Consider the following 22,448-nt stretch of genomic DNA (forward strand, 5'->3'; position numbering starts at 1 on the left):
GTCGTAGAGAAGGCGATTGGCGGAAAAGGACGTCATCCAGGCCAATCCCCTTCTGTAGAGAAGGCGATGGGCGGAAAGGGACGTCATCCCGAGCAATCCCCTGCTGTAGAGAAGGCGATTGATGGGAAGGGAAGTCATTCCGGCTAATTCACTATCATAGAGAAGGCGCACCAATCAAAAGTTCGGGCCACCGCCGCTGCCACCCTCACCGGAGGCGTCCGCAACCAACCCGGCGCCCGCGCTGCCCGCGCCGGCGCCAGCCGGCAGGTGGCTTTTGCTGGTGCGCGCAAGCCTCCGCTGGCGATGCAGCCATAGCGCGTACTCGATCGGACGCGACAGCGCCGTTCGGTACACGTCGCGCTCGCCCGCCTGGATGAACACCTCTCGCGCGGGCTTCGGATTGACCTCGAGCAGCCATACGCGGCCCTCGCGGTCGATCGCCAGATCCAGCGCGAGCTCGCAGAGCGCACCGTACGTGCGCTCAAGGTGGCGCGCCACGCCGATGCCGAGCGTCTCGCCGGTTTTGCGGATCTGGTCGATGCGCTCCTCGCTGCCGATCCATTCGCGCAGCAGCGTCTTCATCGGCACAGCCCTGCCGCCGCCATGCAGATTGCTCGTGATGCTGCGTGGCGGCCCGACGCGACCGGCGCAGCCGGTCACGGTCCATTCGCCCTCGCCGTTTTTTTGCACGAGCATTCTGTAATCGTGCACCCGACCGCTCGGCAGCCGGATGTGAAGGCCTTGCTGCACGATATATCGGTCCCCGTGTTTATCCCACGACCGCAGCACGCCGGCCAGCTGCTCCTTGGACACCCGTCTTGGCGTTACGATGCGGCGTCCGTGATCGCGGCCCTGCACCGCATACGTCCCGTCTTTCATCCGCTCGACCCGCAGGATGCCTCGGCCGCCGGTGCCGTTGATCGGCTTCACATACACGAGCGAGTGCTTGCGCAGCATCGCCTGCACGTCGTCCGGCGAATCATAGAATCGCGTCGAAGGCAGATGGGGCGCGAACGCGGCCACCTTGCCCAGCGTGCGGTGCACGGTCCACTTGTTGCGCAGCGGACGGTTCAGGAACGTCAGATGGCCGTGCTTCCGCCTGAAAGCGAGCAGCCGCTGAAATCGCGGGCTTCGCTGAATGCGGCAGCGATCGTAGATCAATTGCGGGAATCGGACCCATCTGCGCTCCCACTTCCGCGACTCCGGACTGTAGAACATCGCGAAGATGCGGTCGCCGGCGTCGTCGACGTCGTCCGGCGTGAAGACGAATACGGAGAGGCCGTGCTTGCGTCCGATCGCGGTCATCCGCGCGTAGACGGATTTTTCCTCCAGCAGCTTGCGGTCGTTCAAGTATAGCGTCAATATGCCAAGCGTCGGCTGCGCCGCCAAGTTCGTCACCTCGGTTCGATATGTGCCGCAAGGGCCACGCCCGGCCTAACGGCGCTTGCCGCCTTATCTGCGCTCCTGAAGGCGCCGGCGATGGATATAGTGGCCGTATTGAAAAATACGCTCGAGCGATTTTTGACGAATATGCGGCTCGTCGAATTTCATCGGCTTCGAATTCGCCTCGAAAAACCAAAGATGTCCCGTCTCGTCGATCCCAAGGTCCATCGACATTTCGAACAGCCGGCAGCGCGAGGAACGTTCGATCCGGGACGCCAGCACGATTGCGGTACGGCGAACCTTGGCGAATACCTCCTGCGCTTTTTCCGGTCCGAATACGGCGGCGAGCAGCCGCTCCGGATCCTCGATCGAGCCGCCGCGGGGAACATGCGTCGTGATGCTCGACGAGCCTGCCATCCGCGCGCCGATGCCGGTCAGCTCCCAGGCGCCGTCCGCGTTTTTCTGCACGAGCGCGCGAAGATCGAACGGCCGTCCGTTCACCTTCGCGAGCGCGATTCCCTGCTGGGCGATGTACGGTTCGGACTGGTTTTTCGCGTTGGCCCGAACCCGTAGCCAGAGCCGGTTCAGCGTCGAACAGTGGTACGTGCTGCTGCCCTTTTCATCCTGCACCTGAAGACGGTAGGGCAGGGTCTTTTCGGGCGACACCTTGACCGTCATGATGCCGACGCCGGCCTTGCCCATGACCGGCTTCAGATACACGAGCGGGTGGCGGCGCAGCATGCCGGACAGCACGGTCTGCTCGGTCAGCCGCTTCGTCTCGGGAACGAAGCCGCGCGTCGATTTATATTCGCTCAGCCATTTGAACAACGACCATTTATTGAAAAAGCGGCGGTTGAAAAACGCCATATCGGGCTGACTGGCGATCTTGGCCAGCTTTTTGCGCACCCAGGGCAGTCTCTCGTCCTCGCGCAGCGGTATGCGATTGTAGACGAGGGTGGGGCGCGGAAACCATGATTTGAGCCATAGATCCCTTGAAGCGTTATAGGTGAAGCCCAACACGCGAGGCGCGGTGAGCTTCAGGTTGCGGACGGTTACGACATACGTCAGAAAACCCTGTTCTTCGCCAGTCTTGAGCAGGTCGGCGAAGTTCTGGCGGTTGCCTCTGAACAACTGCAGGTCGTCGTCGATCGTCAAGATCGCGAGCACGGGCTTCTCCTGCGCCTGCACGTTCGCGGTTCCGGGCGCCACGGCGAGCGCGCCAGGTTCTGCTGCGGCTGGTCGTAGCATCAGGACTCATCCTTCCTGCGGAATTTGCTGAGATAGAGACAGTGGTCGAGAATATATTCGAGCGAGGCTTTGCCCTGCTCCTTGAGCGCGGGATGCTTAAAAATAGAACGTCCCGGCTTCGCATTCGCCTCGAACATCCAGATCTCCCCGTCTTTGTCGATGCCGATGTCGAGGCCCAGCTCGCCGAGCGTATGCGTATAGTTGCGCTCGATCGCCTCGGACAGCTTGACCGCGACGTCCTTGGCGTTTTGGAGCACCTCCGACGAGCGATCTCCGAACGTGCGGCTCAGCGCCTGTTCGGGCGTCATGAGCTGGCCGCCGTTTTTAACGTGGGTCGTCACGCTGCCGCGCCCCGCCTTTTTCGCGCCGATGCCGGCCACGACCCACTTGTTTTCGCCGTTCTTGTGCATGTGGAAGCGGAAGTCGATCGGGCAGTGGTCGATCTCGATGAGCCGGATTCCCTGCTGCACGACATAGCCGGACAGGCGAGCGCCGTGACGGGCTTTGAGCATTCGGATCAGGCTCGAGAAGCTGGTGAATCGCAGCAGTACGTTGCTCGCGCCTTTCCGGTAGCGAACGAAATAGCCTCGCTTCGCGTGATACGTCAGCCGGTAGATGCCCATGCCGAGGCTGCCGCCTGTCGGCTTATAGTAAAGGAAGTGATGCTTTTCGAGCAGCTCTTTGATTTTTTCGGACGTCGGATTGTTGATCGATTCCGGGAGGTGGGCGAGCGCCTCCGGATCGTTGTCGAGCAGGCTGTACACGTCGGATTTGTTGAAGAAGCTCCAGTTAAAAATCGGGATGCGCCTGCGGACGAACTTTTCCCGCAGCGAGGTAATGTAGCTGCCGGTCTCCGCGCGCCTGCTCGGGAGCCGGTTGTATACGACGTCCGGGAGCGGCACGACGCGCCGCACCCAGCCGCCGCCGCCGTCGAGGAACCAGCCGTGCACCGTTTCCTGCTGCCAGTTGATATCCTTCGGGGTGAACGCGAAGAAGTACGCCTTCTTCTGGCCGATCGCGAGCAGTTGCTTGACGAAGCCGGTCCTGGGGCCGAACGGCGCGTTCTGCGAGCGGTTGCCGTCCGTCAGCACACCGATGAGCGGCCCGAGCTGGATCTCGTCGCCGTTCGCGTCGGCCAAATAGACGTTGCCCGATTTAGGAACGCGAACGGAGCGCCTGAGCCCGGCGGACAAGAAGACGTGGTGTCCCTTGCGCTTGACGGTCTTCAGGGCGGCGGGCACGACATCCCGGCCGAGCTTCACGTTGATCGTTCTGCGGCCGTCAACTTTCAGCATTTTGGCGAGCGGGCTGGACAGCCATACGACCTTCTCCGCCTGCTGCGTGAAGTGAACGTTGCACAAGGTCAAACTCATGACATACCCTCCCAGATGATACAAGCAGGATGTAACGCGCATAGGCCAAAGGGTTGTGAATCGCATTCGACATGGCCGCTTCTCCGGCTGCGGACATGGACGCGCGTCCGGGCTTCGTGTTCGCTTCGAGGAACCAGATCCGGCCTTCGCGGTCGATGCCGTAGTCGAGGCCGAGCTCCCCAAAGCGACCGTACAATTGCTCAAGGCGGACGACGATGCTGTCCGAAGCCTCGCTGAGACGCTCTAGCAGCCGCGCCGCCTGCCGCTCGCCGAACAAGCCGGCGAGATACGGGCCGGGCGGTCGGGCGACGCCGCCGCCGTGAAGATTGGCCGTCACGGATTCGGGCGCCCCCGTTCTGACCGCGATCCCGGTCATTCGCCAGACGCCGCCGCCGTCCTTCTGCATGAGCGCGCGCAGGTCGAAGGGCTCGCCCTCCGGCCCGCGAAGCTCGAGCAGGGGCTGCATCAAATACGGCCGACGGCCGATCCGGGCGGCAACCTCGCGCAGCGCTTCCCGGCGCGGAAGCCTTCGCGCCTGCACCAGACGTCCGAGCGCGTCCCGGCCGCTCAGCGTCCAGCGACCGCCCGGCGACTCCGAGATGGCGAGCGCTCCCTTTCCTTGCGAGCCGACGGCCGGCTTCAGGAAGGCGCCGCCGTCTCTGGCTTCGATCCAGTCGACGAGCGAAGCTTCGCCCCGGTAAGGGGCGGACGGCGGCAGCAGCGGGCGAAGCTCGGGACAGCGGGACAGCGTCCGCAGCAAAGCGGTCTTGCCCGGCAGGCTGCCGTTCAGCAGCCTGAAGCCGCCGCGTTCCCGCATCGTGCGCAGCGCGGCGAAGCTGCGATCGCGGGACGCGCGGTCGTCCGGCCATAGCCGATCGTAGAGCAGGGAAGGCGCCTGCACGACCTCCCGTCGCCAGCCGCCCGCGTCGAAGCGCCAGCCGGCGACTGCGTTCGTGCGGCTGTCCCACGACGCGGGATCGAAGGCGTACGCGACGAGCGCATGCCGGGGAGCGGCGGCCATCAGACGCCGGACGAAGTCCGCTTCGGCGAACGGCGCAGCCGCTTTACCGTGGACATATTCGCTTCTTTCGCTGACCAAGATGCCGATCGGGCGCAACTGGCCGCCGCTTATCGGGCTTTCGCTTCGCACGCGGGCGCGCCCGACGCCGATCGCCGATCGCCGGGCGCCGCGGCCCGCTTCGTCAGAATCCTGCAAGGTGACGGGCATATTGAATCATCATCCGCACGGACGGGCGGATTTTCCCCTCGTTTAGTGGCGTATTGTCGTTTTTGGATGGCTTCGAATTGACTTCCAGCAGCCATACTCGCCCCGACGTGTCGAGCGCCAGATCGACGCCGAGCTCGCCGAAATGGGCGGGGATGCGTTCGTCGACGCCTCTGGAAATATCGAGCGCCGCCTTATGCAGCCGTGCCGATACGTCCTTGCGTGCGCCCGGCGCCATATTCGACCTGGCGACCGCCTCTCTCACCGTTGACAGCGTGCCGCCGCGAGCCAGATTGGAAACGTAATGCTGGCTTCCTGCGATTCGGCCGACGATCGAGGTGACGACCCATTTCCCTGAAGCGTTTTTTTGCGTCAGCGCCCGGAAGTCGACGGGTCGGCCGCCGATTTCAATGAGCGTCAAGCCTTGCTGAATCAAGTACCGGACGGTTTTCATCTTGCCGCCGATCGCCGCGAACAGCTTCGTCAGGCTCGGATACGTTTGCTTGCGCGTGCCCATGGGGGTCGTGAACGACGCCGTCCATCCCTCCTGTCCTGCGCGGCTGAGCCGGATGATGCCTTTGCCGAGACTGCCGCGCACCGGCTTGAGGAAGACGGACGCGTACCTTGCGCACATGTTTTTCAGCGTCGCGTAGCTTTGCAGCGAATGGGATTCGGGCAAATAGCGCAGCACCGCGGCGTCGCCCTTGAGCGCGTCGAACACTTCGGATTTGTCCAGAAACTTCTCGTTGAACACTTGGGCGCCGTAGCGCTGCTTGATGTCGATCAGAAATTGCTGGACGCTGGACTTGTTCTCGAGCTTGCGCGAGGTCAGCCGGTTGTTCACGACGTCCGGCGCAGGCAGAACAGCCCGCTGCCAGCCGCCATGGTACACCCAGCCCTCTACGCCGCCGCTCCGGGAACCGATGCCGCCGGGCGTAAAAAAGTACACGAACGCGCCTTGGCTGCGGCAGGCGTCCACTAGCTCCCGGCAAAACATCGTGATGCTGCCGAACGGCTTGTCGGGCTGCGTCGGATAGTCCCGGCTGACGAGCACGCCGATGACGGGACCGAGCGACAGCGTGCGAGAACCCGATCGGTACTGAAGCCGCAGCGGCGTGCCCGAAGCGAGACCTATGCGCCTGGCCAGCGCGTGCCCGATTCGAAGCCCTTCGTATCGGGGCACGGGGATCACGGTGACCGAATGGCGAAAGGAACCGAACTGCAGGATGAGCTGCTGCTGGGCCGGGATTTTGGCTGCCTTTATCACCGAATCCCCCAGCATCAGGACGTCATCGGCCATTATGCCGGAGCTTACGACCTGGACGTCGACCTTTGGGGTAGGCATGTGGACGGCTCCTTCCAACGTGCTCGCAGTCCGCCCTCGAACGGCCCGGGATAGGCCGCTTTGCGGACGCAGGCGAGAATACACCATCATATGAGGACATCTATCCGTAGGTGATTGGCCGACAGCGCCTAAAAAAACGCCTCCCTGCGGCGCGTCTTGGCGCTCGCATGGAGGCGTTGCTGGGCTGTGCAGTGCTTGGCTGGGCGGCGGCTTAGTCGGCTTGCGCCTGTTCGGCGAGCGCTTCCTCGACGGCTTCGCGCTCCGCCTGCTTGCGATGGGCGATACGGCTGGCCGCGGAAGCGGCGATGGCGCCGACGATATCGTCGAGGAACGTGTGGACGTCCTTGCCGTTTTTCTCGTTCAGCTTCTTTAGTACGCCGGGCTTGAACTTGTCGACGTAACCGAAGTTCGTGAGGCCGATGCTGCCGTAGACGTTCACGATGCTGAGCGCGAGCACTTCGTCGCAGCCGTACAGGCCCTCGTCGTGCCAGATCATGTTCTGGAGCGGAGGCAGCAGTTGGCCTTGCTCCGCAAGCATGTCGAGCTGAATGCCGGTCAGCACGGCGTTCTGGACTTCGCGCTTGGACAACACGGCTTCAACGTTCGTCACGCATTCGTCGAGCGTCAAATCCTTGAAGTAATCCTTTTGCAGCAGCATGACCAACTGGCCGATCTGTTCCTTCGAGACTCCGCGCTTGCCGAGCCATTCCATCGTCGCCTGGGCGACCTCCTTGCTATTAAGCCGGTAGTTGGCCGGATTGGACATGACGCACACCTCTTTCCCGATGTCGCTCTCCCTTGCGAGCGATCACGATCATTATATTCCTTGCCGGAGCCGGACAAACCGTACATATTTCTCCCGGGGGCTCGTATACATAGTACTACAATACGAGGGAAGCGATAAAGCGCGGCGCCCCTGCGGGAGGAATTGGCAAAGATGATACCTGTTCATTTTCGCAAACCGTTATGGAAGCTGCTGGCCGCGGGGGGACTGGCCGTCGCGGTTACCGGGTGCAGCATCGCCGGCGTAGAAAAGACGGCCACGGATCCGATCGACGCGCCGCCGGCCGCCATCGAAAATCAGATGCTCCAGGCCGCGGACGACGCCATGGCGCCGATTGGGAGCTCTGCGATCGCGGACGGTCTCACCGTGTACTTGAGGGACAGCAGGGGCTACGTCGCGCCGATGACGCTCGACCGGTCCAAGCAGGAGGGCCAGGCCGGGAAGAACGCGCCGGAGATCGAAGCGCTGGCATGGATGACCGCGGACGCCAAGCTGGCGGGGCAGCTTCCTCCGGGCTTTACGCCGGTGCTGCCCGAAGGGACGGTCGTCTCCAAGGTCGTTAAAAATCCCGAAGCCGGCTCGGTCACCGTCGACTTCGCGAAGCCGCTGTCAGGCATTCCGGCATCGGACGAGCGCAAGGCGCTGGAAGCCATCGTCTGGACGATGACGGAGCTGCCGGGCATTGACAAGGTGCATCTCACCGTGGCGGGGCAGGACATGACGGAGCTTCCGGCGTCGGGCTTGCCGGTGCCCGGCGTGCTCACGCGCAGCATCGGCATCAACCTGGAGCGTTCGCCGCAGGTCAAAGTGAGCGATTCGATGGCCGTGACGCTTTATTTCTCCGCCAAAAACGAGCAGGGCGACGGTTATTTCGTGCCGGTGACGCGCCTTGTCGAGCGGCAGAGCGACCGCGCTCGCGCCGCGCTGGGCGAGCTGATTAAAGGGCCGCAGGACACCAAAAGCCTCGAAGCCGTCATGCTCGCGAATACGAAGGTCGAAGAGCTCGCTCTGAAGTCGGACACCGTGCAGGTCAAGCTGCAGGAGCAGGACTGGGCCGCAGGCATGCCGATGCCGGCCGAGATGATGGAAGGTTTGGTGCTGACCTTGACCGAGGCGACGGGCGCTCCCAAGGTTGCGGTCGCCGTCAACGGCAGCAGCAAGCTCACTGTCAGCGGCAGCGAGACATACGAGCAGCCGGTGGAACGCCCGTCGCAAATTAACGCATATACCGGCTGAGTTTGCCGAACCCGGCTTCTCTAAGCCCGCTATCGGATCAACCCGGAGCCTTGAATCGACACATTCGCGCGCACCTCGAACCTGATATCCGGGTATAGACGCTTCCATTTTTCCCATCGGCCTTTCTCGTTGTGATGATCGGCCAGGTAATGGAGACCGAAGCCGTAAGGATCGACGCCGGCATCGCGGATTTTGTACAGCAGTTTTTCGGCTTCCTCCGAGAAGTGCTTGCCCATTTTACGCTCGAGCCCTCCCCAATCTTTTTCCAACAGATGGGGAGGGCTTTGCTCGAGGAAGCCTTCGATGCGGACGTTGACGATCGCCACGGGGTCCTCTCCGCCCTTCAGATTGATTTTCGAGTTCGTATGCGTCGCAGCGAGTACGACGTTAACAGGCTCGTCGGGCAGCGCGAGAATCGTATTGTCCACGCCGAACGCCGTCATATTGAGCAAGAGCGTCTCGTCCGGATCGAGGTAGAGGCGCGTTTTTTGTTTGTCCAGCACGGCCGCGCGATCGATCCTGTAGCCGTCCCTGAATAGACTGGCCACGGGCAGCACGGGATCGAGTCCGGTCTCGTACAGTCTGCGGTACAGGTCGAACAAATAAGTTGTGACCGTGTGGGCGGCCTCCGTTCCTTCATTGCCGAAGGACAGGAACAAAGAGTTGCCGGGGTAGCGTTCCGACTTGGGCTGCAGGCTGACGACGGAGAAGGCATCGGGTTCTCCGATCATGACGTTGGAGACGCTTTGAATATCGCGGCGGCGCGACAGCCATTGCATGGCGTTGTCGAAGCCGTCCTTCTCGATCAGCTTACGTCCCAAGATGAATTCGCGGCAGTGTCCGAACTCCAGCTCCTTGTCCACGGTCGACTTCAAATGACGCACGGCTTCCGCGATCGACGCCGCGTCCACGGTTTGCACGACGGACATGGCGCCGCCCTCTTCGACCTTGGATGAAGGGAGAGCCAGCCGCAGCGACACGCGATACGGCGTCTTGGGGTTGTCGGAATAGTCGAAGCCCGTCGATACGACGAAGTAGCGCTTGTCGATATCCTTCAGCTGGCAGCCGCCGAGCGCGGGGAGCAGGGTCAGCATCAGACAGAGGACCAGCGTTTTTTTTCGGATCATCCGCCCGCACCGCCGCTCTGCGGAAGCCGCGGCTCGTCGGACCGCTTCATATAGCCCTTCTTTTTCATCACGATAAAGACGATCAGAAGCGCGATCAAGATGGATTCGATGATAAAACGGGTGACCAGCCATATCTCCGCAACTATGCGATTGAAGATGTCATTTGTAAAATACGCATAGGCAAACGTCAATCCCGCAAGCACGCCGCAGACCCACCAATTGATGGCGGGCACGTTGACTTCGTCAGTATATGGCTTGTATTTTTTGAAGCAGGCTTTAAAAAACTCCATCCCCGTATGCCAAGTGTTCATCACGAAGACGAGCGACAGGAACGTATACAGCAGCAGAAACAGGTAGAGCACGCGCTGGATAAAGCCGTACTTCATCTGAAGGCTGTCGGTCGTGACGCTCCAGACGTACAGATAGTTGCCGACCGCCTGCGTCCCGTGAAAGCCGATCGGCACGAAAAAGGAAACGAGCAAAAAGAACGTGCCTACGATCGGGATCGTCCACCGAAGCCTGAACTTCAGATCGCGCGGATTGAGCCTGTTGAACAGCGTAATGTTCATATGGCCGGAAAAGACGAAAGAGGAGGCGAACAGGCAAACCGCCGATGGCGGCTGCCGTATGCCCGCATCCGCGATAAGTCGAATGGCGTCCCAGTCCAGCCAGTTGCTGAACAGCGCCTTGAACAGAATCCACAGGATGATCGGCGTGCAGACGATGAGCAGCACCTCGTGCGTGAACTGGACCGAACGGGAAGTGCGGGAGGCGGCCCACATCGAAGCTGCGGCCATGATCGCCAGGTTCAAGTAGGAGCTGGCCTCCGGATCGAAGAAGATGCCTACCGTATTGGAGTAGGAGAACAGGACGATGATGCCGGCGGTGCACCAGATGACGACGCCGATCATATTCAGGCAATTGGCGAGCCAGACCGGCAGGAAAAGCTTGTAGATCTCCGGCAAGCCGAGTCCCGGAAAACGTTGGAAAAAGCTGGAGGTCACATAGCTGTATAGCGTGCCGACGGCGATGGCCAGCGGAAACGACGATACCGCTCCGTCGAACCGGTGGCTGATCAGCACATACGGAACGAGCACCATAATATTTATCATTCCGACATAGAAGATGTGATAGAAGTAATAGCGGATCATCGGCAACGTCTCCCTTCCGAAGGTTATTGGACTTAGTCGCTGGCTTTGTTGGCTTTGCTCTGAAACAGGGCGAAGTAAGGCTCGCCGAAGCTTCTCATGTTGCACAGGTACACGACGAGCGTGAACAGCCCAACGACGACGCCGACAAGCCCCGCGAATACCGCTACGAGGACGAACGCGTACTTCAAGATGCGGATAAAATAGCTGAAGGTCGAATTGGGAATGACGAAGTTGGAGATGGCCACGACGGACGTAACAATGATCATGATGCTGCTGACCAGGCCCGCCTGCTGGGCGGCTTGCCCCAGGATCAGACCGCCGACCGTCGCGGCCGTCGAACCGACCGAACGCGGTAGCCGAAGACTTGCCTCGATGAGCGCTTCGATCATGAACAGCATGAGCAGCACCTCGATGAACGACGGATAAGGCACGGCCGCGCGGCTCCCGTCGATCGTGAAGGCGAGCTGGACTCTGAACACTTCAGGGTTGTAGGACACGATCGAGATGTACAGCGCAGGCAGCATAAGCGTCAGCATCATAGAGATGTAGCGAAGGCCGATGAGAAAACGGCTCATCCAGGAAGGCTCGTAGTGGTCGTCCATCGCGTACATAAAATCGAAAAAGTGGACGGGCAGCAGGATGGCGAACCGGCTGCCGTCCAGCAGAATGGCCAGTTTTCCTTTGTTCAGATGGATGCTGAGGCGGTCGGGACGCTCGGTGACCTGCGCGATCGGGAACAGCCGGTATTTGGCCTGCGTGAGCTGCTTAGCGAGCTGCCCGGCGGACAGAAGAAGGCCGTCGTCCAATCGGCGCAGCCGCTTGCGCACCTCCTCCAGCGTCGTTTCGTTTCGCTTGGTGCGATCGTACAGCAGGGCGATTTTGGATTTGGACTGATTTTGCGGCTCGAAGTTTTCCACCGTCAGCTCGGGAACGTTGTACAAATTGCGAACCAGCGTCAAATTGAGATCGAGGTTTTCGGTAAAAGCCGACTGCGGACCCTGCAGCGATGCTTCCACTTGCGTCTGGTCGGGCTGGGTCTGCATTCTGCGAATGGCGCGAAATACGAACACTTCCCCCTCGTATTCGAGAAGGATATAGCCTTTGAGCAAATAGTCGACCCAACGTTCCTCGGGGACGTCCTTCATGAACCCGATGCTGGTATGGAGCATTCTGCGGAATTCGTCAGGGTCGAAGCGGTAAGAAAACGGGATGATAATGCCGTCTTTCAGCTGGTCCATATCGCACATGCCCGGAAAAAAACAGATTTGCAATTCGGCATAACCGTTGTCCATCGTCTCGGCCGTAAAATCGGCAGGCGAACCGAGAATCTCCTTGATTTTCTCGAGCATGGCGGGACCTCCTTTCATTTCCAATCCCGGCTAGGTTGCCCTGAATCCGGCAGCTCATTCGTTGACAAGCCCGCGCGCCGCCGATGAGCCCGTAGATGCTTTTGCCCGTGCACTCTGGTAAAATGGGATGGATTTGTCGGGGGGAACTTGTCCCGCCGCTTTAGCTCAAGGAGGAATGGCAATCATGAGATCGGACGGAAGAGAACCCGGCGAGCTGAGAACGATGGCCGTCGTGCTGAATCCGAACAAATACGCCGAAGGCTCGGTACAGATCGAGATGGGCGATACGAAGGTGCTTGTCACGGCTACCGTGGAGGAGCGCGTGCCGCCTTTTCTGAAGGGTCAGGGAAAGGGCTGGGTCACCGCCGAATATGCGATGTTGCCGAGGGCGACGCATTCGCGGAATCAGCGGGAATCGGTGAAGGGCAAGCAGGTCGGACGCACGATGGAAATCCAGCGGTTGATCGGGCGGGCGCTGCGTTCCGTCGTGAACCTTGAGGCGCTCGGCGAGCGGACGATTACGCTGGACTGCGACGTGCTACAGGCGGACGGGGGGACACGGACGACCTCGATCACGGGCGCCTTCATCGCGCTGGCGCTCGCCGTTCACAAGCTCGCGGGCACGAACGCGTTCGCGAAGTATCCGCTGACCGACTACCTGGCTTCGGTCAGCGTAGGCGTCCTGGGCGACGCCGCGCTGCTCGACCTGAACTACGCCGAGGACTCCAAGGCGAAGGTGGACATGAACGTCGTCATGACGGGCGCGGGCGCGTTCGTCGAGGTTCAAGGGACGGGCGAGGAGCAGCCTTTCTCGCGGGCCGAGCTGGACCGCATGCTGGCGCTTGCGGAGTCGGGCATCGCGAGGCTGATCGAGCTGCAGAAGCAGGCGCTGGGCGAAGCGGGCGCGCGGATCGGCACGGTGCGGACATGAGGCTCGCGCCGGGAGATACGCTGCTCGTCGCCACGCGCAACAAAGGCAAGACGGCCGAGTTCAGGGCGGCTTTCGCGGCGCTCGGCGTGAACGTGGCCGACCTGACCGAATTCGAAGGCGGTCGGGATATCCCGGACATCGTGGAGGACGGCGATACGTTCGAGGCGAACGCGACGATCAAGGCCCGAACGGTCGCACTCGCGACCGGCCTGCCCGCGCTCGCGGACGATGCGGGCCTGTGCGACGACGCGCACGGCGGCGCGCCGGGCGTATACTCCGCACGGTACGCCGGCGAAGGCGCGACAGACGCGGACAACAACGCAAAGCTGGTGCGCGAGCTGCGCGCGGCTGGCGCAACCGTGCCGGCTGCGGATGCCGGCGGCGCAGAGGACGCGCTGAGCACGGCGCGCTTCGTCAGCTGCCTCGTCCTTTACAAGCCGGACGGCGACACGTTGAGCGCGGAGGGTGCCGTCGAAGGCATCGTGACCGGCGCGCCGCGCGGCGCGGGCGGGGTCGGCTACGACCCGCTGTTCTGGCTCCCTTCGCACGGACGTTCGATGGCGGAGCTCAGCGTCGGCGAAAAAAATGCGATCAGCCATCGCGGCCAGGCGCTGGCGAAGCTGCTGGAGCTTCTGGGAGGGACCGGGGCGGATCGCTGATCGCGCGGCCTCGCCGCTGGATCGTGAGCCCGCAAGAAGTCTCGGTCATGACCACTTCAGCCCGCGGCTGTACCGTGAGCCCGCAAGAAGTCTCGGTCAGGACTACTTTAGCCCGCCGCTACACCGTGAGCGCGCAAGAAGTCTCGGTTAGGACTACTTCAGCCCGCGGCTGATCCGTGGGCCCGCAAGAAGTCCCGATTAAGACTACTTCAGTCCGCGGCTGCACCGTGAGCCCGCAAGAAGTCTCGGTCAGGACCCCTTCAGCCCGCCGCTGTGCCGTGAGCCCGCAAGAAGTCTCGGTCAGGACTACTTCAGCCCGCGGCTGCACCGTTAGCTCGCAAGTAATCTCGGTCAAGACTACTTTAGCCCGTCGCTACACCGTGAGCCCGCAAGAAGTCCTGGTCAGGACTACTTCAGTCCGCCGCTGTACCGTGAGCCCGCAAGTAATCTCGGTCAAGACTACTTGAGTCCGCCGCTGCACCGTGAGCCCGCAAGTAATCTCGGTCAAGACTACTTCAGTCCGCCGCTGCACCGTGAGCCCGCAAGAAGTCTCGGTCAGGACTACTTCAGCCCGCGGCTGCACCGTGAGCCCGCAAGTAATCTCGGTCAAGCTACTTGCGTCCGTCGCTGCACCGTGAGCCCGCAAGAAGTCTCGGTCAGGACTACTTTAGCTCGTCGCTACACCGTGAGCCCGTAAGAAGTCTCCATCAGAACTTCTTCGGTCCGGTGGGCGACGGCAACCTGATAACCAACGATCAACACGCAAAAGGATGGCGCAGATTGGATTCTGCCCCATCCTTTTTGTCGTCTAAAACTAAACGAGTCGCACTTTGTACGTGCGCAGCCAGTAGTCAACCTGCAGCAAGTAGGCAAACAGCTGCGGGCCGCTCATGAGCTGGCCGAACCAGGGCAGGTTCGTGCTCGCATCGGCCGTCTCGGCGATTTGACGGACCTTTTTGCCGTCGATCAGCTGCAGAAGCGGCGACGAGGCGTCGTCGAGACGCTCGAGCAGGCGCGTTTTCACAGCGGACAGGTAGTTGGGATTGTGCGTTTTCGGATAAGGGCTCTTTTTGCGGTACAGCACATCGTGCGGCAGGACGCCCTCGAGCGACTTGCGAAGGATGCCTTTTTCGCGGTCGCCCGCCTGTTTGATTTTCCAGGGGACGTTAAATACGTAATCGACCAGGCGGTGGTCGCAGTAAGGCACCCGCACTTCAAGCCCCGCGGCCATGCTCATCCGGTCCTTGCGGTCCAGCAAGGTCGGCATGAAACGGGTGATATTCAGGTACGACATGCGGCGCATGAGCCGCTGTTCCTCGTTTTCGCCGGGCAGCGCGGGCACCTCGCTCACGGCCTGCGCATAGCGGTCCGCCACGTATTCGCGCGGCCGGACCGACTCTAGTACGCCGGGAGACAGGATGCTCTCCCGAAGGTCCACGGACAGCGACCAGGGGAACGTGTTCGCTTCCAGTGCGTCCTTGCGATGAAACCACGGATAGCCGCCGAACCCTCCGTCCGCCGCTTCGCCGGACACCGCGACGGTCGCGCCTTTTTTGATTTCCCGACAGAACAGGTACAAGGACGCGTCGATATCCGCCATCCCCGGGTAGTCCTTCGCGCGGACGGCGGCTTCGAGCGCTTCGACGAGCTCGGGCGTATCGAACTGAATCGGATGATGGACCGTACGCAGATGCTCGACCATCCGCTCGATCCATGGCGCGTCTGCGTTCGGCTGGAAGGCATGCGCTTTGAAATGCTTGTCGTTATCGACGTAGTCGACCGAATACGTATCGACGTTGCCCTGCCCCGTGCGATTGTAGTAGTTAACCGCGAGGGCGGTCAAAGCGCTGGAGTCGAGCCCGCCGGACAGCAGCGTGCATACGGGCACGTCGGAGGCGAGCTGGCGTTCGAGCGTATCCGCGAGCAGCTCGCCGATGCGCGCGGCGGTCGCGGCTTCGTTGTGCTCGTGCTCCCGGCTCTCGAGCTGCCAGTACGTCCGGATGCGCAGGCCGTTGCGGTCGAACGTGAGCGTCTGTCCGGGCTTCAGCTCGGACAGTCCGCGCCAGATGCCGTGGCCCGGCGTACGTGCGGGACCGAGCACGAACAGCTCCGCGAGGCCTTCGCCGTCGATCTCCGGCTCCACGTCGGGATGCGCCAATACAGCCTTCGGCTCGGAGCCGAACAGCAGCCGGCCCTCGTCGTGCCGGTAGAAAAACGGCTTGACCCCAAGCCTGTCGCGCGCGGCGAACAGCGTCTGGTCGAGCGAGTGCCAGACGGCAAAAGCAAAAATGCCGTTGAACCGTTCCACGCAGGCCGGACCCCACTCGACGTAAGCTTGCAGCAGCACTTCGGTGTCGCAGCTCGTCTTGAACGCGTAGCCGAGGGAGAGCAGCTCCCTTTTGAGCTCCGGCGCATTGTACAATTCTCCGTTATAAACGAGGACGCAGTCGTGGTCCTCCGCTTCCTTTGACGGACGTACCATCGGCTGCGCGCCGTTCGCCGGATCCATGACGGACAAGCGCCGGTGTCCGAACGCGCAATGGCGGGAGAGCCACGTGCCCGAGGCGTCGGGGCCGCGCAGCTCCAGCGTTTCCGTCATGCGCTCGAGCACGTCGGCCTGTTGCGTCAAGTCCCGGTTCCAATCGATCCAGCCTGTTATTCCGCACATGGCCTATCGCAACCTCCCCGCTGGTATTGCCTGGCTGCCTTATGAATGGGGCAAAACCAATCAAAAGATGTGTATGCGGAATTCAGAGTAAAATGTCTGTCCTTGCGGAAAACATAAGAACGGGCGCCCGAAAGGAGAGGAATGCGGCCATGTTGACGGTGAGGCACGCCGCTTTTCGAAGAGTGCTGGCGAGGGGCAGACAGCTGTACGGCGAGGTGGAGGTGCATACCGACCTTGCGCGCGCGCCGCGGCTGCTGGCGTACTTCCGCAAGGAGGACGACGGCAGGCTTCAGCTCGTCCGCGTGATGAAGGAGGATTCCTATCTCGAGCCGGGCGTCATCGGCGTCGCCGAGCTTCCCGTCTACGCGGCGACCGAGGACGTGACGGAGCAGCTGTTCAGCGGACCCGACCATTCGGCAGGAGAAGACAGGCACCTGTTCGGCCGGCAGATCGTTGCGATCGGCGAAGTGAGGGATGCGCTAGAGCAAGCGCTTTGACGGACGAGCAAGTCGGTTGATTCAATGAGAGGAGGGATTTGCATGCCCGGCAAAAGGAAAAAAAATAAAGGCAACAGCTACGCCGAACGGGGCGAGGAATTCGCCGAAGCGGTGATCAAGTCGACGGAAGGCAATCATCCGGCGCAAAACGCGCCCGCAACGCCGCACAACCGATAAGCGGAAAATAGCTGGTAAGCGCGGGACGCAAACAGACATGCGGCAGCGCGGCGATTCGTCATCGCCGCGCCGTTCGTCGTGGTAAAGCTGTACGATGATCGTCGAACGAACCGGATTACTTGATCGCAGTCAGAATGACCCCGACCGTGATCAGGCCGATGCCGATGCCGTTCAAAAGCGTAATTTTTTCGCCGAGGAAAAGAAAGGCGAGCAGCGCCGCGATGACTACGCTGAGCTTGTCGACCGGTCCGACCTGCGCGACTTTGCCGTATTTGAGCGCGAGGAAATAGAACATCCAGGAGACGGCGCCGGCCACGCCGCTGAGCGCGACGAAGCCCAGCGCCTTTTTGTGCCCCCAGATCGTGCCCAGCTCGCTCCATTTCCCTTGGACGACCACCACGCCGAGCATGAAGACGGCCATGATGACGGAGCGTACGGCCGTCGCCGCGTTCGAATCGATGTTCTGCAATCCGATCTTGCCGAAGACGGCGACGAGCGCGGCCGCCGCTGCGGACAGCAAAGCGTAAATTAGCCAAATTCCCATTTTGCGTAAAAACCTCCATGAACGAGTGTGTGATTCGCGCAGCCCGCGCCGTCACCGTTACCTGCGATCGGTGTTATAATAGTAGAAAGCGATTGAACGCTAGATCACGGTAGCATGGAGGCAGAAGGCTTGGCACATTTATACTTCAAGTATGGCACGATGAACAGCGGCAAATCGATCGAAATTATCAAAGTTGCGCACAATTACGAAGAACAAGGAAAGCGCGTGCTTCTCTTTACCCCGGCCATCGATACGCGTATCGGCGCCAACCTCGTCGGATCGCGAACCGGCCTCACGCGCCCGGCGATTCCGGTCGAACCCGACACCGACCTGTTCGAGCGGGTGCGGCGGGAGCAGAGCGGCGACGGTCAGCGCATTTCCTGCGTGCTCGTCGACGAAGCCCAATTTCTGAATAAACGCCAGGTGCTGGAGCTCACGTGGATCGTCGACGAGCTCGACATTCCCGTCATGGCGTTCGGTCTCAAAAACGACTTCAGAAATGAGCTGTTCGAAGGCAGCTACAACCTGCTCGTCAATGCGGACAAGATCGAAGAGATCAAGACGATCTGCTGGCACTGCGACCGCAAGGCGACGATGGTGGTCCGGTCCGTGAACGGCGTGCCAGTGAACGAAGGCGACCAGATCATGATCGGCGGCAACGAGGACTACAAGCCGGTGTGCCGGAGCTGTTACCGCAAGACGTTCCAGGGCGGGCTCTGAACGCGCGCCGCTTAGCGAAGCATATCCAATCCCCGAGTCTCGCATGCGAGGCGCGGGGATTTTTGACATTCGGCGGGCGGATAGACGGGCGCGGACAAGACCAACCTAATGCCCAGCTCGCATAAAAGGGACTTCGTCCAACTGGAGGCAATTGCGTGTATTATTACAAGGAAGAGCTGATCAACATCATCAAGCCGGACAAACCTGATCCTTCGGCGGCCAAAGTGCTGCAGGAGACGCTCGGGGGACGCTTCGGAGAGATGCGCACGATGATGCAGTTTTTTTTCCAAAGCTCGAACTTTAGGGGGAAAGACAAGCAGTACCGCGATTTGCTGCGCGGCGTATTTCTTGAGGAGATCGCGCATGTGGAGCTGGTGCAGAACACGATTAACCAGCTGCTGAACGATGCGGGCCTGTCCGAGCCTGGAGACGCGGGCAGCGATGCGTCGCCGCTCGACGAAGCGATCAAGCATGCGAATCCCCATCACTTCATCATGGGCGCCAAGAGCTCGCTGCCGGTGGACGCGTCGGGGAATCCTTGGAACGGCTCCTGGGTGTACAGCCACGGCAACCTGATCGCGGACATGCTGGACAACCTGGTGCTTGAATCGACGGGCGTGCTGCAAAAGACGAGAATCTACGAGATGAGCTCGAACCAGACATTCCGGGAAACGCTGGCTTTTCTCATTGTGCGCGACAACGCTCACCAAAACGCGTTCGCGAAGGCGCTCGAGACCCTCGGCGTCGATTGGGGGAAGACGTTCCCCGTGCCGAACTACGACATCAACAAATATCCCGAATGCCGCAAATTCGTCGATTTGGGCTATCACAACGCGCTGTTCAACTTCCGGCTCGACCCGACGCGCGTCGCCGAAGTGTTCCAGGGCCAGTCTCCGAGCCGCAACGGCGGCCCGCTCGCGGTCACGCCGCCACCGCAGGGCTTCCCGGTACCGCAAATGCCGGATATGCCGAACGAGCATAGTCCGGGTCTGGCGGACATGATGCGTTAAGTTTAATTTTGGACTTGAGCGAAGCACCGCACCTGTGGTAATATAATCAAGCTGTGTCCCAATAGCTCAGCTGGATAGAGCACACGCCTTCTAAGCGTGCGGTCGGGGGTTCGAATCCCTCTTGGGACGCTTGATTATTCCTGTAGAACGACTTTGATAAGTCGTAAAAAACCCGAGAGGCCTTATAGCTCTAGGCGTCTCGGGGATTATTTTAATAATCGGCATTATAGGCAGAATGGTGAAAAATCCTGCATTAAATGATTTCATTTTACACATTGTTTGCACAACACAGATCATCCGACCATCTCGCCGAAGGTAGTCACAGAAATTGCGTCGTCTTGTTCCTGAAGCTCGTCAATGATGTGTGCATAATATTTGTTGGTCGTCTCAATGTCGGAATGCCCGAGCCTCTTGGATACATAGTAAATCGATGTGCGTTTATACAGAAGTATGGATGCGTGAGTATGCCGCAGGCCGTGCACGCTGATCTCCTGAATGCCCATTTCTTTAAGAGATTTTTTGAGGACTTTGTTAATGGCGGTATTGCTTATCACCTTATACTTAGATGCTGGACTGTAAAAGACTAAACCGTATATGTTATCAGGTGTGCGCCTGAAAAACTCTTTGAAGACTGCCATCGTCCCAAGGTCCATTTTGATTTTGCGCACCGATTGCGGATTTTTTGTTGGTCCAAAACCTTCGTGCATTTTGTTGTTGTAGCCCCACGTTTTGTCTACATTCAGCTCATTCTTTTCAAAGTCGAAGTCTTTTCTTGTTAACCCAATGAGCTCCCCGAACCTTAATCCAGAAGTTATAGCCAGTAGTATGAGGAAATGGGATAAGTGAACAGGTTTGGAAAATAGCTTAATCAGTCGACGGCTTTCAAAGAGACTGAGGTGTTTTTCTTCTTCTCTTTTGGCAGGTAGCGATCCAGAGATTACGGCTTTCCGCGTAAAATCGATTTTAATTATGCCTTCGTCGATGGCGTCTCTGACGCATGCCCGTATGTGGGTATTAAGCTTTCGAGTTGTTTCCTTGGAGTGGGTCTTGGCGTACCAATTTAAAAATTCTTGGTATCGGCGCTTGGTTATGTGCTGAATGGGCTCGTCGAGGAAGAATTCGCGGATGGAGCCGAGGGTTTCAAGATATCGGGCACGGGTATTCTTTCCGATCGCAACCTTGTAAACCTTAACCCAACTCTCGAAGAAATCGGCGAACGGCTCGAGCTTTTCCTTTAAGGCGACGCCCTTACGAAGTTTTTCTTCAATCACAGACGCCGCCGCTTGAGCTTCACGCTTAGTGGCAAATCCACTTTTCCGAATCGGATCTGGTTTGCCATTTACCATTCGTGAAATTACATATTGCCATGACTTCCCTCGCTTTTGATAAGAGGCCATTTGAATCCACTTCCCCTCATGACCCTTACCATTAAAGGGTCAAAGTAAATGATGAATGTGTCATTAAAACGCACGGAAATACCGTAACGGTCGCGATAGCGATCAACGGCTGCTTGTAGGAATTCTTCTGTTACTCCGAGGAACTCAGCGATTTCATGCCTGCCTGATTGCCTTGCTAGATGCGCGTCAACGATCCTGCAAAGAGGAATTAAGCGCTCATGTGCCCATTGGCGGGCGCGTCGTTCCTGTTTGCGATTAAGGAGTTTCGATTGATCCAAGATTCGCCCAAAAGTTGTATAGTGGTGCCCGAGCTCTTCCCCTACGATGCAAGTCAACTCGGTATACGTCCACGTGATCGCTGAGTTAATCGTTATTGTGTTATCCATGTAAAGCGCCTTTAAACGTGGGTTTTTGAACAAATGCTTAATCACTCGTACTCTCTCGGCCTGCGCATCGGCCAGCAGATCATCAAGCAGCTGCATAAATTATTCGCCCTTTCGCTTGGACTTGATGTAACGAGCGTATTCGATTATTTCCCTCATTTCCTCCTCTGTATAATCCTCGCCGTCAAAATGGGCGGCAAGCGTTTCTGGTTCATCTAATAGATCCATGCCGCCGTCTTCAATGAGGTTACTTTTTTTAATATTGAAGTGCCTGGCAATTTTTTCGATTGGGCCCATTCTGGGCTCTTTAACACCAGTCTCCCATGTAGAAACGGCTTTGTTTGTAACTCCAGCGATTTCTGCAAGCTCGTCTTGAGTTAAATGGTACTTTTCACGCAGCTTTTTAATATTTTCACTTACTCCCACGTTAATACCTCCGCTCTATTCTAAGTGGAATTATAGTACATGAGGTGAAGAATATCAACTCAAAGTTCTAATTTTTCGATTTTGGGACGTTGACAATCTACTTTAGGTGGAGTAACATGGGGTTACACCTGACGGAAGGAGGTGTGCAACATGACTTTGACAGTGAGGCAAGCCCGACTCCTTTCCGATAAGACTCAACAAAACATGGCCGACATGATGGATGTCCATAAGCAAACCTATGCTAAATGGGAGAAGCATCCTGATGCGATGCCAGTCGGAAAGGCCAAGGAATTCTCTGCAATAGTAGGATTAGGAGTCGACGAAATTTTTTTTGACCCTTGTTCTACTTTAAGTAGAAAAAGAGGGAGGAAATCCACCGAGAGTTCAGCGTAAAAATCACACCTATGAGGCGATCGACATGCAGCAATTAACGGTGCAATTATCCATTCCTATCCCTGCTGATTCGGTCCTGATCAGCAGGGTGGAGCTGGACCAACTAAAGCAGCAAGAGCTGGCCGGCGTCTACTGGAGCATGAAGGATTTGGAGCAGCGCCTACGTCGGAAAGACGATTGGATTAAGACCAATATCCTCTATCCTCCACGGTTCAGAAACATTTTAGACGTCGAAAAGGGTGGCTTTGTTTTTTACCCGCAAGCGAAAGGGCAGCCCTGGTCATTCCAGGCGAGCAAAATGGCCGAATTCTTGGATATGCGATTCGGCCAGATATTCAAAGCTGAGAGGTGACAAGAACCATGAACAAGCCCGCAAAATGGCTTAGGCTCGACGGTCGCATGCAGCGTCTGCTCGACGCGAA

Annotated in this window: 23 protein-coding genes and 1 tRNA gene; 10 read left to right on the forward strand and 14 right to left on the reverse strand. The window is 59.2% G+C overall.

What is annotated here, in order from left to right:
* Positions 1–174: 174 nt before the first annotated feature.
* The 6 genes from KVT38_RS12690 to KVT38_RS12715 form a co-directional block, all read right to left on the reverse strand.
* On the reverse strand, positions 175–1,389 hold the full coding sequence (locus KVT38_RS12690; RefSeq protein WP_254639186.1) for a YheC/YheD family endospore coat-associated protein: 1,215 nt from the start codon (positions 1,387–1,389) through the stop codon (positions 175–177).
* Positions 1,390–1,452: 63 nt separating this feature from the next.
* Positions 1,453–2,631: a YheC/YheD family endospore coat-associated protein gene (locus tag KVT38_RS12695; RefSeq protein WP_217594091.1), complete on the reverse strand. Its 1,179-nt coding sequence runs from the start codon at positions 2,629–2,631 to the stop codon at positions 1,453–1,455.
* Positions 2,631–4,004, reverse strand: a complete 1,374-nt coding sequence (locus tag KVT38_RS12700) for a YheC/YheD family endospore coat-associated protein (RefSeq protein WP_217594092.1) — start codon at positions 4,002–4,004, stop codon at positions 2,631–2,633. Before KVT38_RS12700 ends, KVT38_RS12695 begins: the two co-directional genes overlap by 1 nt.
* Positions 3,913–5,232: a YheC/YheD family endospore coat-associated protein gene (locus tag KVT38_RS12705; RefSeq protein WP_217594093.1), complete on the reverse strand. Its 1,320-nt coding sequence runs from the start codon at positions 5,230–5,232 to the stop codon at positions 3,913–3,915. The genes KVT38_RS12700 and KVT38_RS12705 overlap by 92 nt, the downstream gene beginning before the upstream one ends.
* Complete coding sequence (locus KVT38_RS12710) at positions 5,207–6,574, reverse strand: YheC/YheD family endospore coat-associated protein (RefSeq protein ID WP_217594094.1); 1,368 nt, start codon at positions 6,572–6,574, stop codon at positions 5,207–5,209. Before KVT38_RS12710 ends, KVT38_RS12705 begins: the two co-directional genes overlap by 26 nt.
* Before the next feature lie 211 nt (positions 6,575–6,785).
* Positions 6,786–7,340 (reverse strand): phosphatidylglycerophosphatase A family protein, encoded by a 555-nt coding sequence (locus tag KVT38_RS12715; protein ID WP_217594095.1) that lies wholly within the window; start codon positions 7,338–7,340, stop codon positions 6,786–6,788.
* A 171-nt stretch (positions 7,341–7,511) separates the two neighbouring features.
* Between KVT38_RS12715 and KVT38_RS12720 the strand changes: the two genes are divergently transcribed.
* Positions 7,512–8,594 (forward strand): GerMN domain-containing protein, encoded by a 1,083-nt coding sequence (locus KVT38_RS12720; protein ID WP_217594096.1) that lies wholly within the window; start codon positions 7,512–7,514, stop codon positions 8,592–8,594.
* 29 nt (positions 8,595–8,623) lie between these two features.
* Here KVT38_RS12720 and KVT38_RS12725 read toward each other — a convergent pair whose 3' ends face one another.
* The 3 genes from KVT38_RS12725 to KVT38_RS12735 are packed head-to-tail and all read right to left on the reverse strand — an operon-like array spanning position 8,624 to position 12,221.
* Positions 8,624–9,721, reverse strand: a complete 1,098-nt coding sequence (locus KVT38_RS12725) for a Ger(x)C family spore germination protein (RefSeq protein WP_217594097.1) — start codon at positions 9,719–9,721, stop codon at positions 8,624–8,626.
* Positions 9,718–10,872 (reverse strand): GerAB/ArcD/ProY family transporter, encoded by a 1,155-nt coding sequence (locus tag KVT38_RS12730; protein WP_217594098.1) that lies wholly within the window; start codon positions 10,870–10,872, stop codon positions 9,718–9,720. Before KVT38_RS12730 ends, KVT38_RS12725 begins: the two co-directional genes overlap by 4 nt.
* Before the next feature lie 32 nt (positions 10,873–10,904).
* Positions 10,905–12,221, reverse strand: coding sequence for a spore germination protein (locus KVT38_RS12735; RefSeq protein WP_217594099.1), 1,317 nt, complete (start codon positions 12,219–12,221; stop codon positions 10,905–10,907).
* A gap of 184 nt (positions 12,222–12,405) precedes the next feature.
* Between KVT38_RS12735 and rph the strand changes: the two genes are divergently transcribed.
* On the forward strand, positions 12,406–13,152 hold the full coding sequence (rph, locus tag KVT38_RS12740) for a ribonuclease PH (RefSeq protein ID WP_217594100.1): 747 nt from the start codon (positions 12,406–12,408) through the stop codon (positions 13,150–13,152).
* Positions 13,149–13,811 (forward strand): RdgB/HAM1 family non-canonical purine NTP pyrophosphatase, encoded by a 663-nt coding sequence (gene rdgB / locus KVT38_RS12745; protein WP_217594101.1) that lies wholly within the window; start codon positions 13,149–13,151, stop codon positions 13,809–13,811. The genes rph and rdgB overlap by 4 nt, the downstream gene beginning before the upstream one ends.
* An 814-nt stretch (positions 13,812–14,625) precedes the next feature.
* On the opposite strand, the gene asnB is transcribed toward rdgB, so the two are convergent.
* Positions 14,626–16,479 (reverse strand): asparagine synthase (glutamine-hydrolyzing), encoded by a 1,854-nt coding sequence (asnB, locus tag KVT38_RS12750; RefSeq protein WP_217594102.1) that lies wholly within the window; start codon positions 16,477–16,479, stop codon positions 14,626–14,628.
* A gap of 149 nt (positions 16,480–16,628) precedes the next feature.
* On the opposite strand from asnB, the gene KVT38_RS12755 reads away from it, so the two are divergent.
* Entirely contained in the window at positions 16,629–16,976 is a 348-nt protein-coding gene (locus KVT38_RS12755; RefSeq protein WP_217594103.1) for a hypothetical protein, read from the forward strand.
* A gap of 42 nt (positions 16,977–17,018) precedes the next feature.
* Positions 17,019–17,153: a hypothetical protein gene (locus KVT38_RS35180; RefSeq protein ID WP_256454846.1), complete on the forward strand. Its 135-nt coding sequence runs from the start codon at positions 17,019–17,021 to the stop codon at positions 17,151–17,153.
* 115 nt (positions 17,154–17,268) lie between these two features.
* On the opposite strand, the gene KVT38_RS12760 is transcribed toward KVT38_RS35180, so the two are convergent.
* Positions 17,269–17,697 carry an EamA family transporter gene (locus KVT38_RS12760; protein WP_217594104.1) on the reverse strand — a complete coding sequence of 143 codons (429 nt, stop codon included), beginning with the start codon at positions 17,695–17,697 and terminating at the stop codon, positions 17,269–17,271.
* Between the two features lie 129 nt (positions 17,698–17,826).
* On the opposite strand from KVT38_RS12760, the gene KVT38_RS12765 reads away from it, so the two are divergent.
* The 3 genes from KVT38_RS12765 (at position 17,827) to KVT38_RS12775 (ending at position 19,556) form a co-directional block, all read left to right on the forward strand.
* Complete coding sequence (locus KVT38_RS12765) at positions 17,827–18,417, forward strand: thymidine kinase (protein WP_217594105.1); 591 nt, start codon at positions 17,827–17,829, stop codon at positions 18,415–18,417.
* A 155-nt stretch (positions 18,418–18,572) separates the two neighbouring features.
* Complete coding sequence (locus tag KVT38_RS12770; RefSeq protein WP_217594106.1) at positions 18,573–19,427, forward strand: manganese catalase family protein; 855 nt, start codon at positions 18,573–18,575, stop codon at positions 19,425–19,427.
* A gap of 55 nt (positions 19,428–19,482) precedes the next feature.
* Positions 19,483–19,556, forward strand: a tRNA-Arg gene (locus KVT38_RS12775).
* Between the two features lie 164 nt (positions 19,557–19,720).
* On the opposite strand, the gene KVT38_RS12780 is transcribed toward KVT38_RS12775, so the two are convergent.
* The 3 genes from KVT38_RS12780 to KVT38_RS12790 are packed head-to-tail and all read right to left on the reverse strand — an operon-like array spanning position 19,721 to position 21,633.
* Positions 19,721–20,824, reverse strand: coding sequence for a site-specific integrase (locus KVT38_RS12780; RefSeq protein ID WP_217594107.1), 1,104 nt, complete (start codon positions 20,822–20,824; stop codon positions 19,721–19,723).
* Positions 20,782–21,306, reverse strand: coding sequence for an ImmA/IrrE family metallo-endopeptidase (locus KVT38_RS12785; RefSeq protein ID WP_217594108.1), 525 nt, complete (start codon positions 21,304–21,306; stop codon positions 20,782–20,784). The genes KVT38_RS12780 and KVT38_RS12785 overlap by 43 nt, the downstream gene beginning before the upstream one ends.
* Before the next feature lie 3 nt (positions 21,307–21,309).
* Positions 21,310–21,633 carry a helix-turn-helix transcriptional regulator gene (locus tag KVT38_RS12790; protein WP_217594109.1) on the reverse strand — a complete coding sequence of 108 codons (324 nt, stop codon included), beginning with the start codon at positions 21,631–21,633 and terminating at the stop codon, positions 21,310–21,312.
* A gap of 150 nt (positions 21,634–21,783) precedes the next feature.
* Here KVT38_RS12790 and KVT38_RS12795 point away from each other — a divergent pair, with 150 nt between their 5' ends.
* Together KVT38_RS12795 and KVT38_RS12800 are read left to right on the forward strand one after the other, a co-directional pair.
* Positions 21,784–22,026 (forward strand): helix-turn-helix transcriptional regulator, encoded by a 243-nt coding sequence (locus tag KVT38_RS12795; protein ID WP_217594110.1) that lies wholly within the window; start codon positions 21,784–21,786, stop codon positions 22,024–22,026.
* A gap of 25 nt (positions 22,027–22,051) precedes the next feature.
* Entirely contained in the window at positions 22,052–22,378 is a 327-nt protein-coding gene (locus KVT38_RS12800; protein WP_217594111.1) for a DUF771 domain-containing protein, read from the forward strand.
* Positions 22,379–22,448 lie beyond the last annotated feature (70 nt).

It is taken from the genome of Cohnella sp. GbtcB17 (assembly GCF_019091135.1).
Classification (GTDB): Bacteria; Bacillota; Bacilli; order Paenibacillales; family Paenibacillaceae; genus Cohnella.

Bases quoted from the DNA above. Each gene is read 5' to 3' on its own strand.
- KVT38_RS12695 (WP_217594091.1), bottom strand. From the start codon at position 2,631: ATGCTACGACCAGCCGCAGCAGAACCTGGCGCGCTCGCCGTGGCGCCC.
- KVT38_RS12700 (WP_217594092.1), bottom strand. From the start codon at position 4,004: ATGAGTTTGACCTTGTGCAACGTTCACTTCACGCAGCAGGCGGAGAAG.
- KVT38_RS12705 (WP_217594093.1), bottom strand. From the start codon at position 5,232: ATGCCCGTCACCTTGCAGGATTCTGACGAAGCGGGCCGCGGCGCCCGG.
- KVT38_RS12710 (WP_217594094.1), bottom strand. From the start codon at position 6,574: ATGCCTACCCCAAAGGTCGACGTCCAGGTCGTAAGCTCCGGCATAATG.
- KVT38_RS12715 (WP_217594095.1), bottom strand. From the start codon at position 7,340: ATGTCCAATCCGGCCAACTACCGGCTTAATAGCAAGGAGGTCGCCCAG.
- KVT38_RS12720 (WP_217594096.1), top strand. From the start codon at position 7,512: ATGATACCTGTTCATTTTCGCAAACCGTTATGGAAGCTGCTGGCCGCG.
- KVT38_RS12725 (WP_217594097.1), bottom strand. From the start codon at position 9,721: ATGATCCGAAAAAAAACGCTGGTCCTCTGTCTGATGCTGACCCTGCTC.
- KVT38_RS12730 (WP_217594098.1), bottom strand. From the start codon at position 10,872: ATGATCCGCTATTACTTCTATCACATCTTCTATGTCGGAATGATAAAT.
- KVT38_RS12735 (WP_217594099.1), bottom strand. From the start codon at position 12,221: ATGCTCGAGAAAATCAAGGAGATTCTCGGTTCGCCTGCCGATTTTACG.
- rph (WP_217594100.1), top strand. From the start codon at position 12,406: ATGAGATCGGACGGAAGAGAACCCGGCGAGCTGAGAACGATGGCCGTC.
- rdgB (WP_217594101.1), top strand. From the start codon at position 13,149: ATGAGGCTCGCGCCGGGAGATACGCTGCTCGTCGCCACGCGCAACAAA.
- asnB (WP_217594102.1), bottom strand. From the start codon at position 16,479: ATGTGCGGAATAACAGGCTGGATCGATTGGAACCGGGACTTGACGCAA.
- KVT38_RS12755 (WP_217594103.1), top strand. From the start codon at position 16,629: ATGTTGACGGTGAGGCACGCCGCTTTTCGAAGAGTGCTGGCGAGGGGC.
- KVT38_RS35180 (WP_256454846.1), top strand. From the start codon at position 17,019: ATGCCCGGCAAAAGGAAAAAAAATAAAGGCAACAGCTACGCCGAACGG.
- KVT38_RS12760 (WP_217594104.1), bottom strand. From the start codon at position 17,697: ATGGGAATTTGGCTAATTTACGCTTTGCTGTCCGCAGCGGCGGCCGCG.
- KVT38_RS12780 (WP_217594107.1), bottom strand. From the start codon at position 20,824: ATGGCCTCTTATCAAAAGCGAGGGAAGTCATGGCAATATGTAATTTCA.
- KVT38_RS12785 (WP_217594108.1), bottom strand. From the start codon at position 21,306: ATGCAGCTGCTTGATGATCTGCTGGCCGATGCGCAGGCCGAGAGAGTA.
- KVT38_RS12795 (WP_217594110.1), top strand. From the start codon at position 21,784: ATGACTTTGACAGTGAGGCAAGCCCGACTCCTTTCCGATAAGACTCAA.
- KVT38_RS12800 (WP_217594111.1), top strand. From the start codon at position 22,052: ATGCAGCAATTAACGGTGCAATTATCCATTCCTATCCCTGCTGATTCG.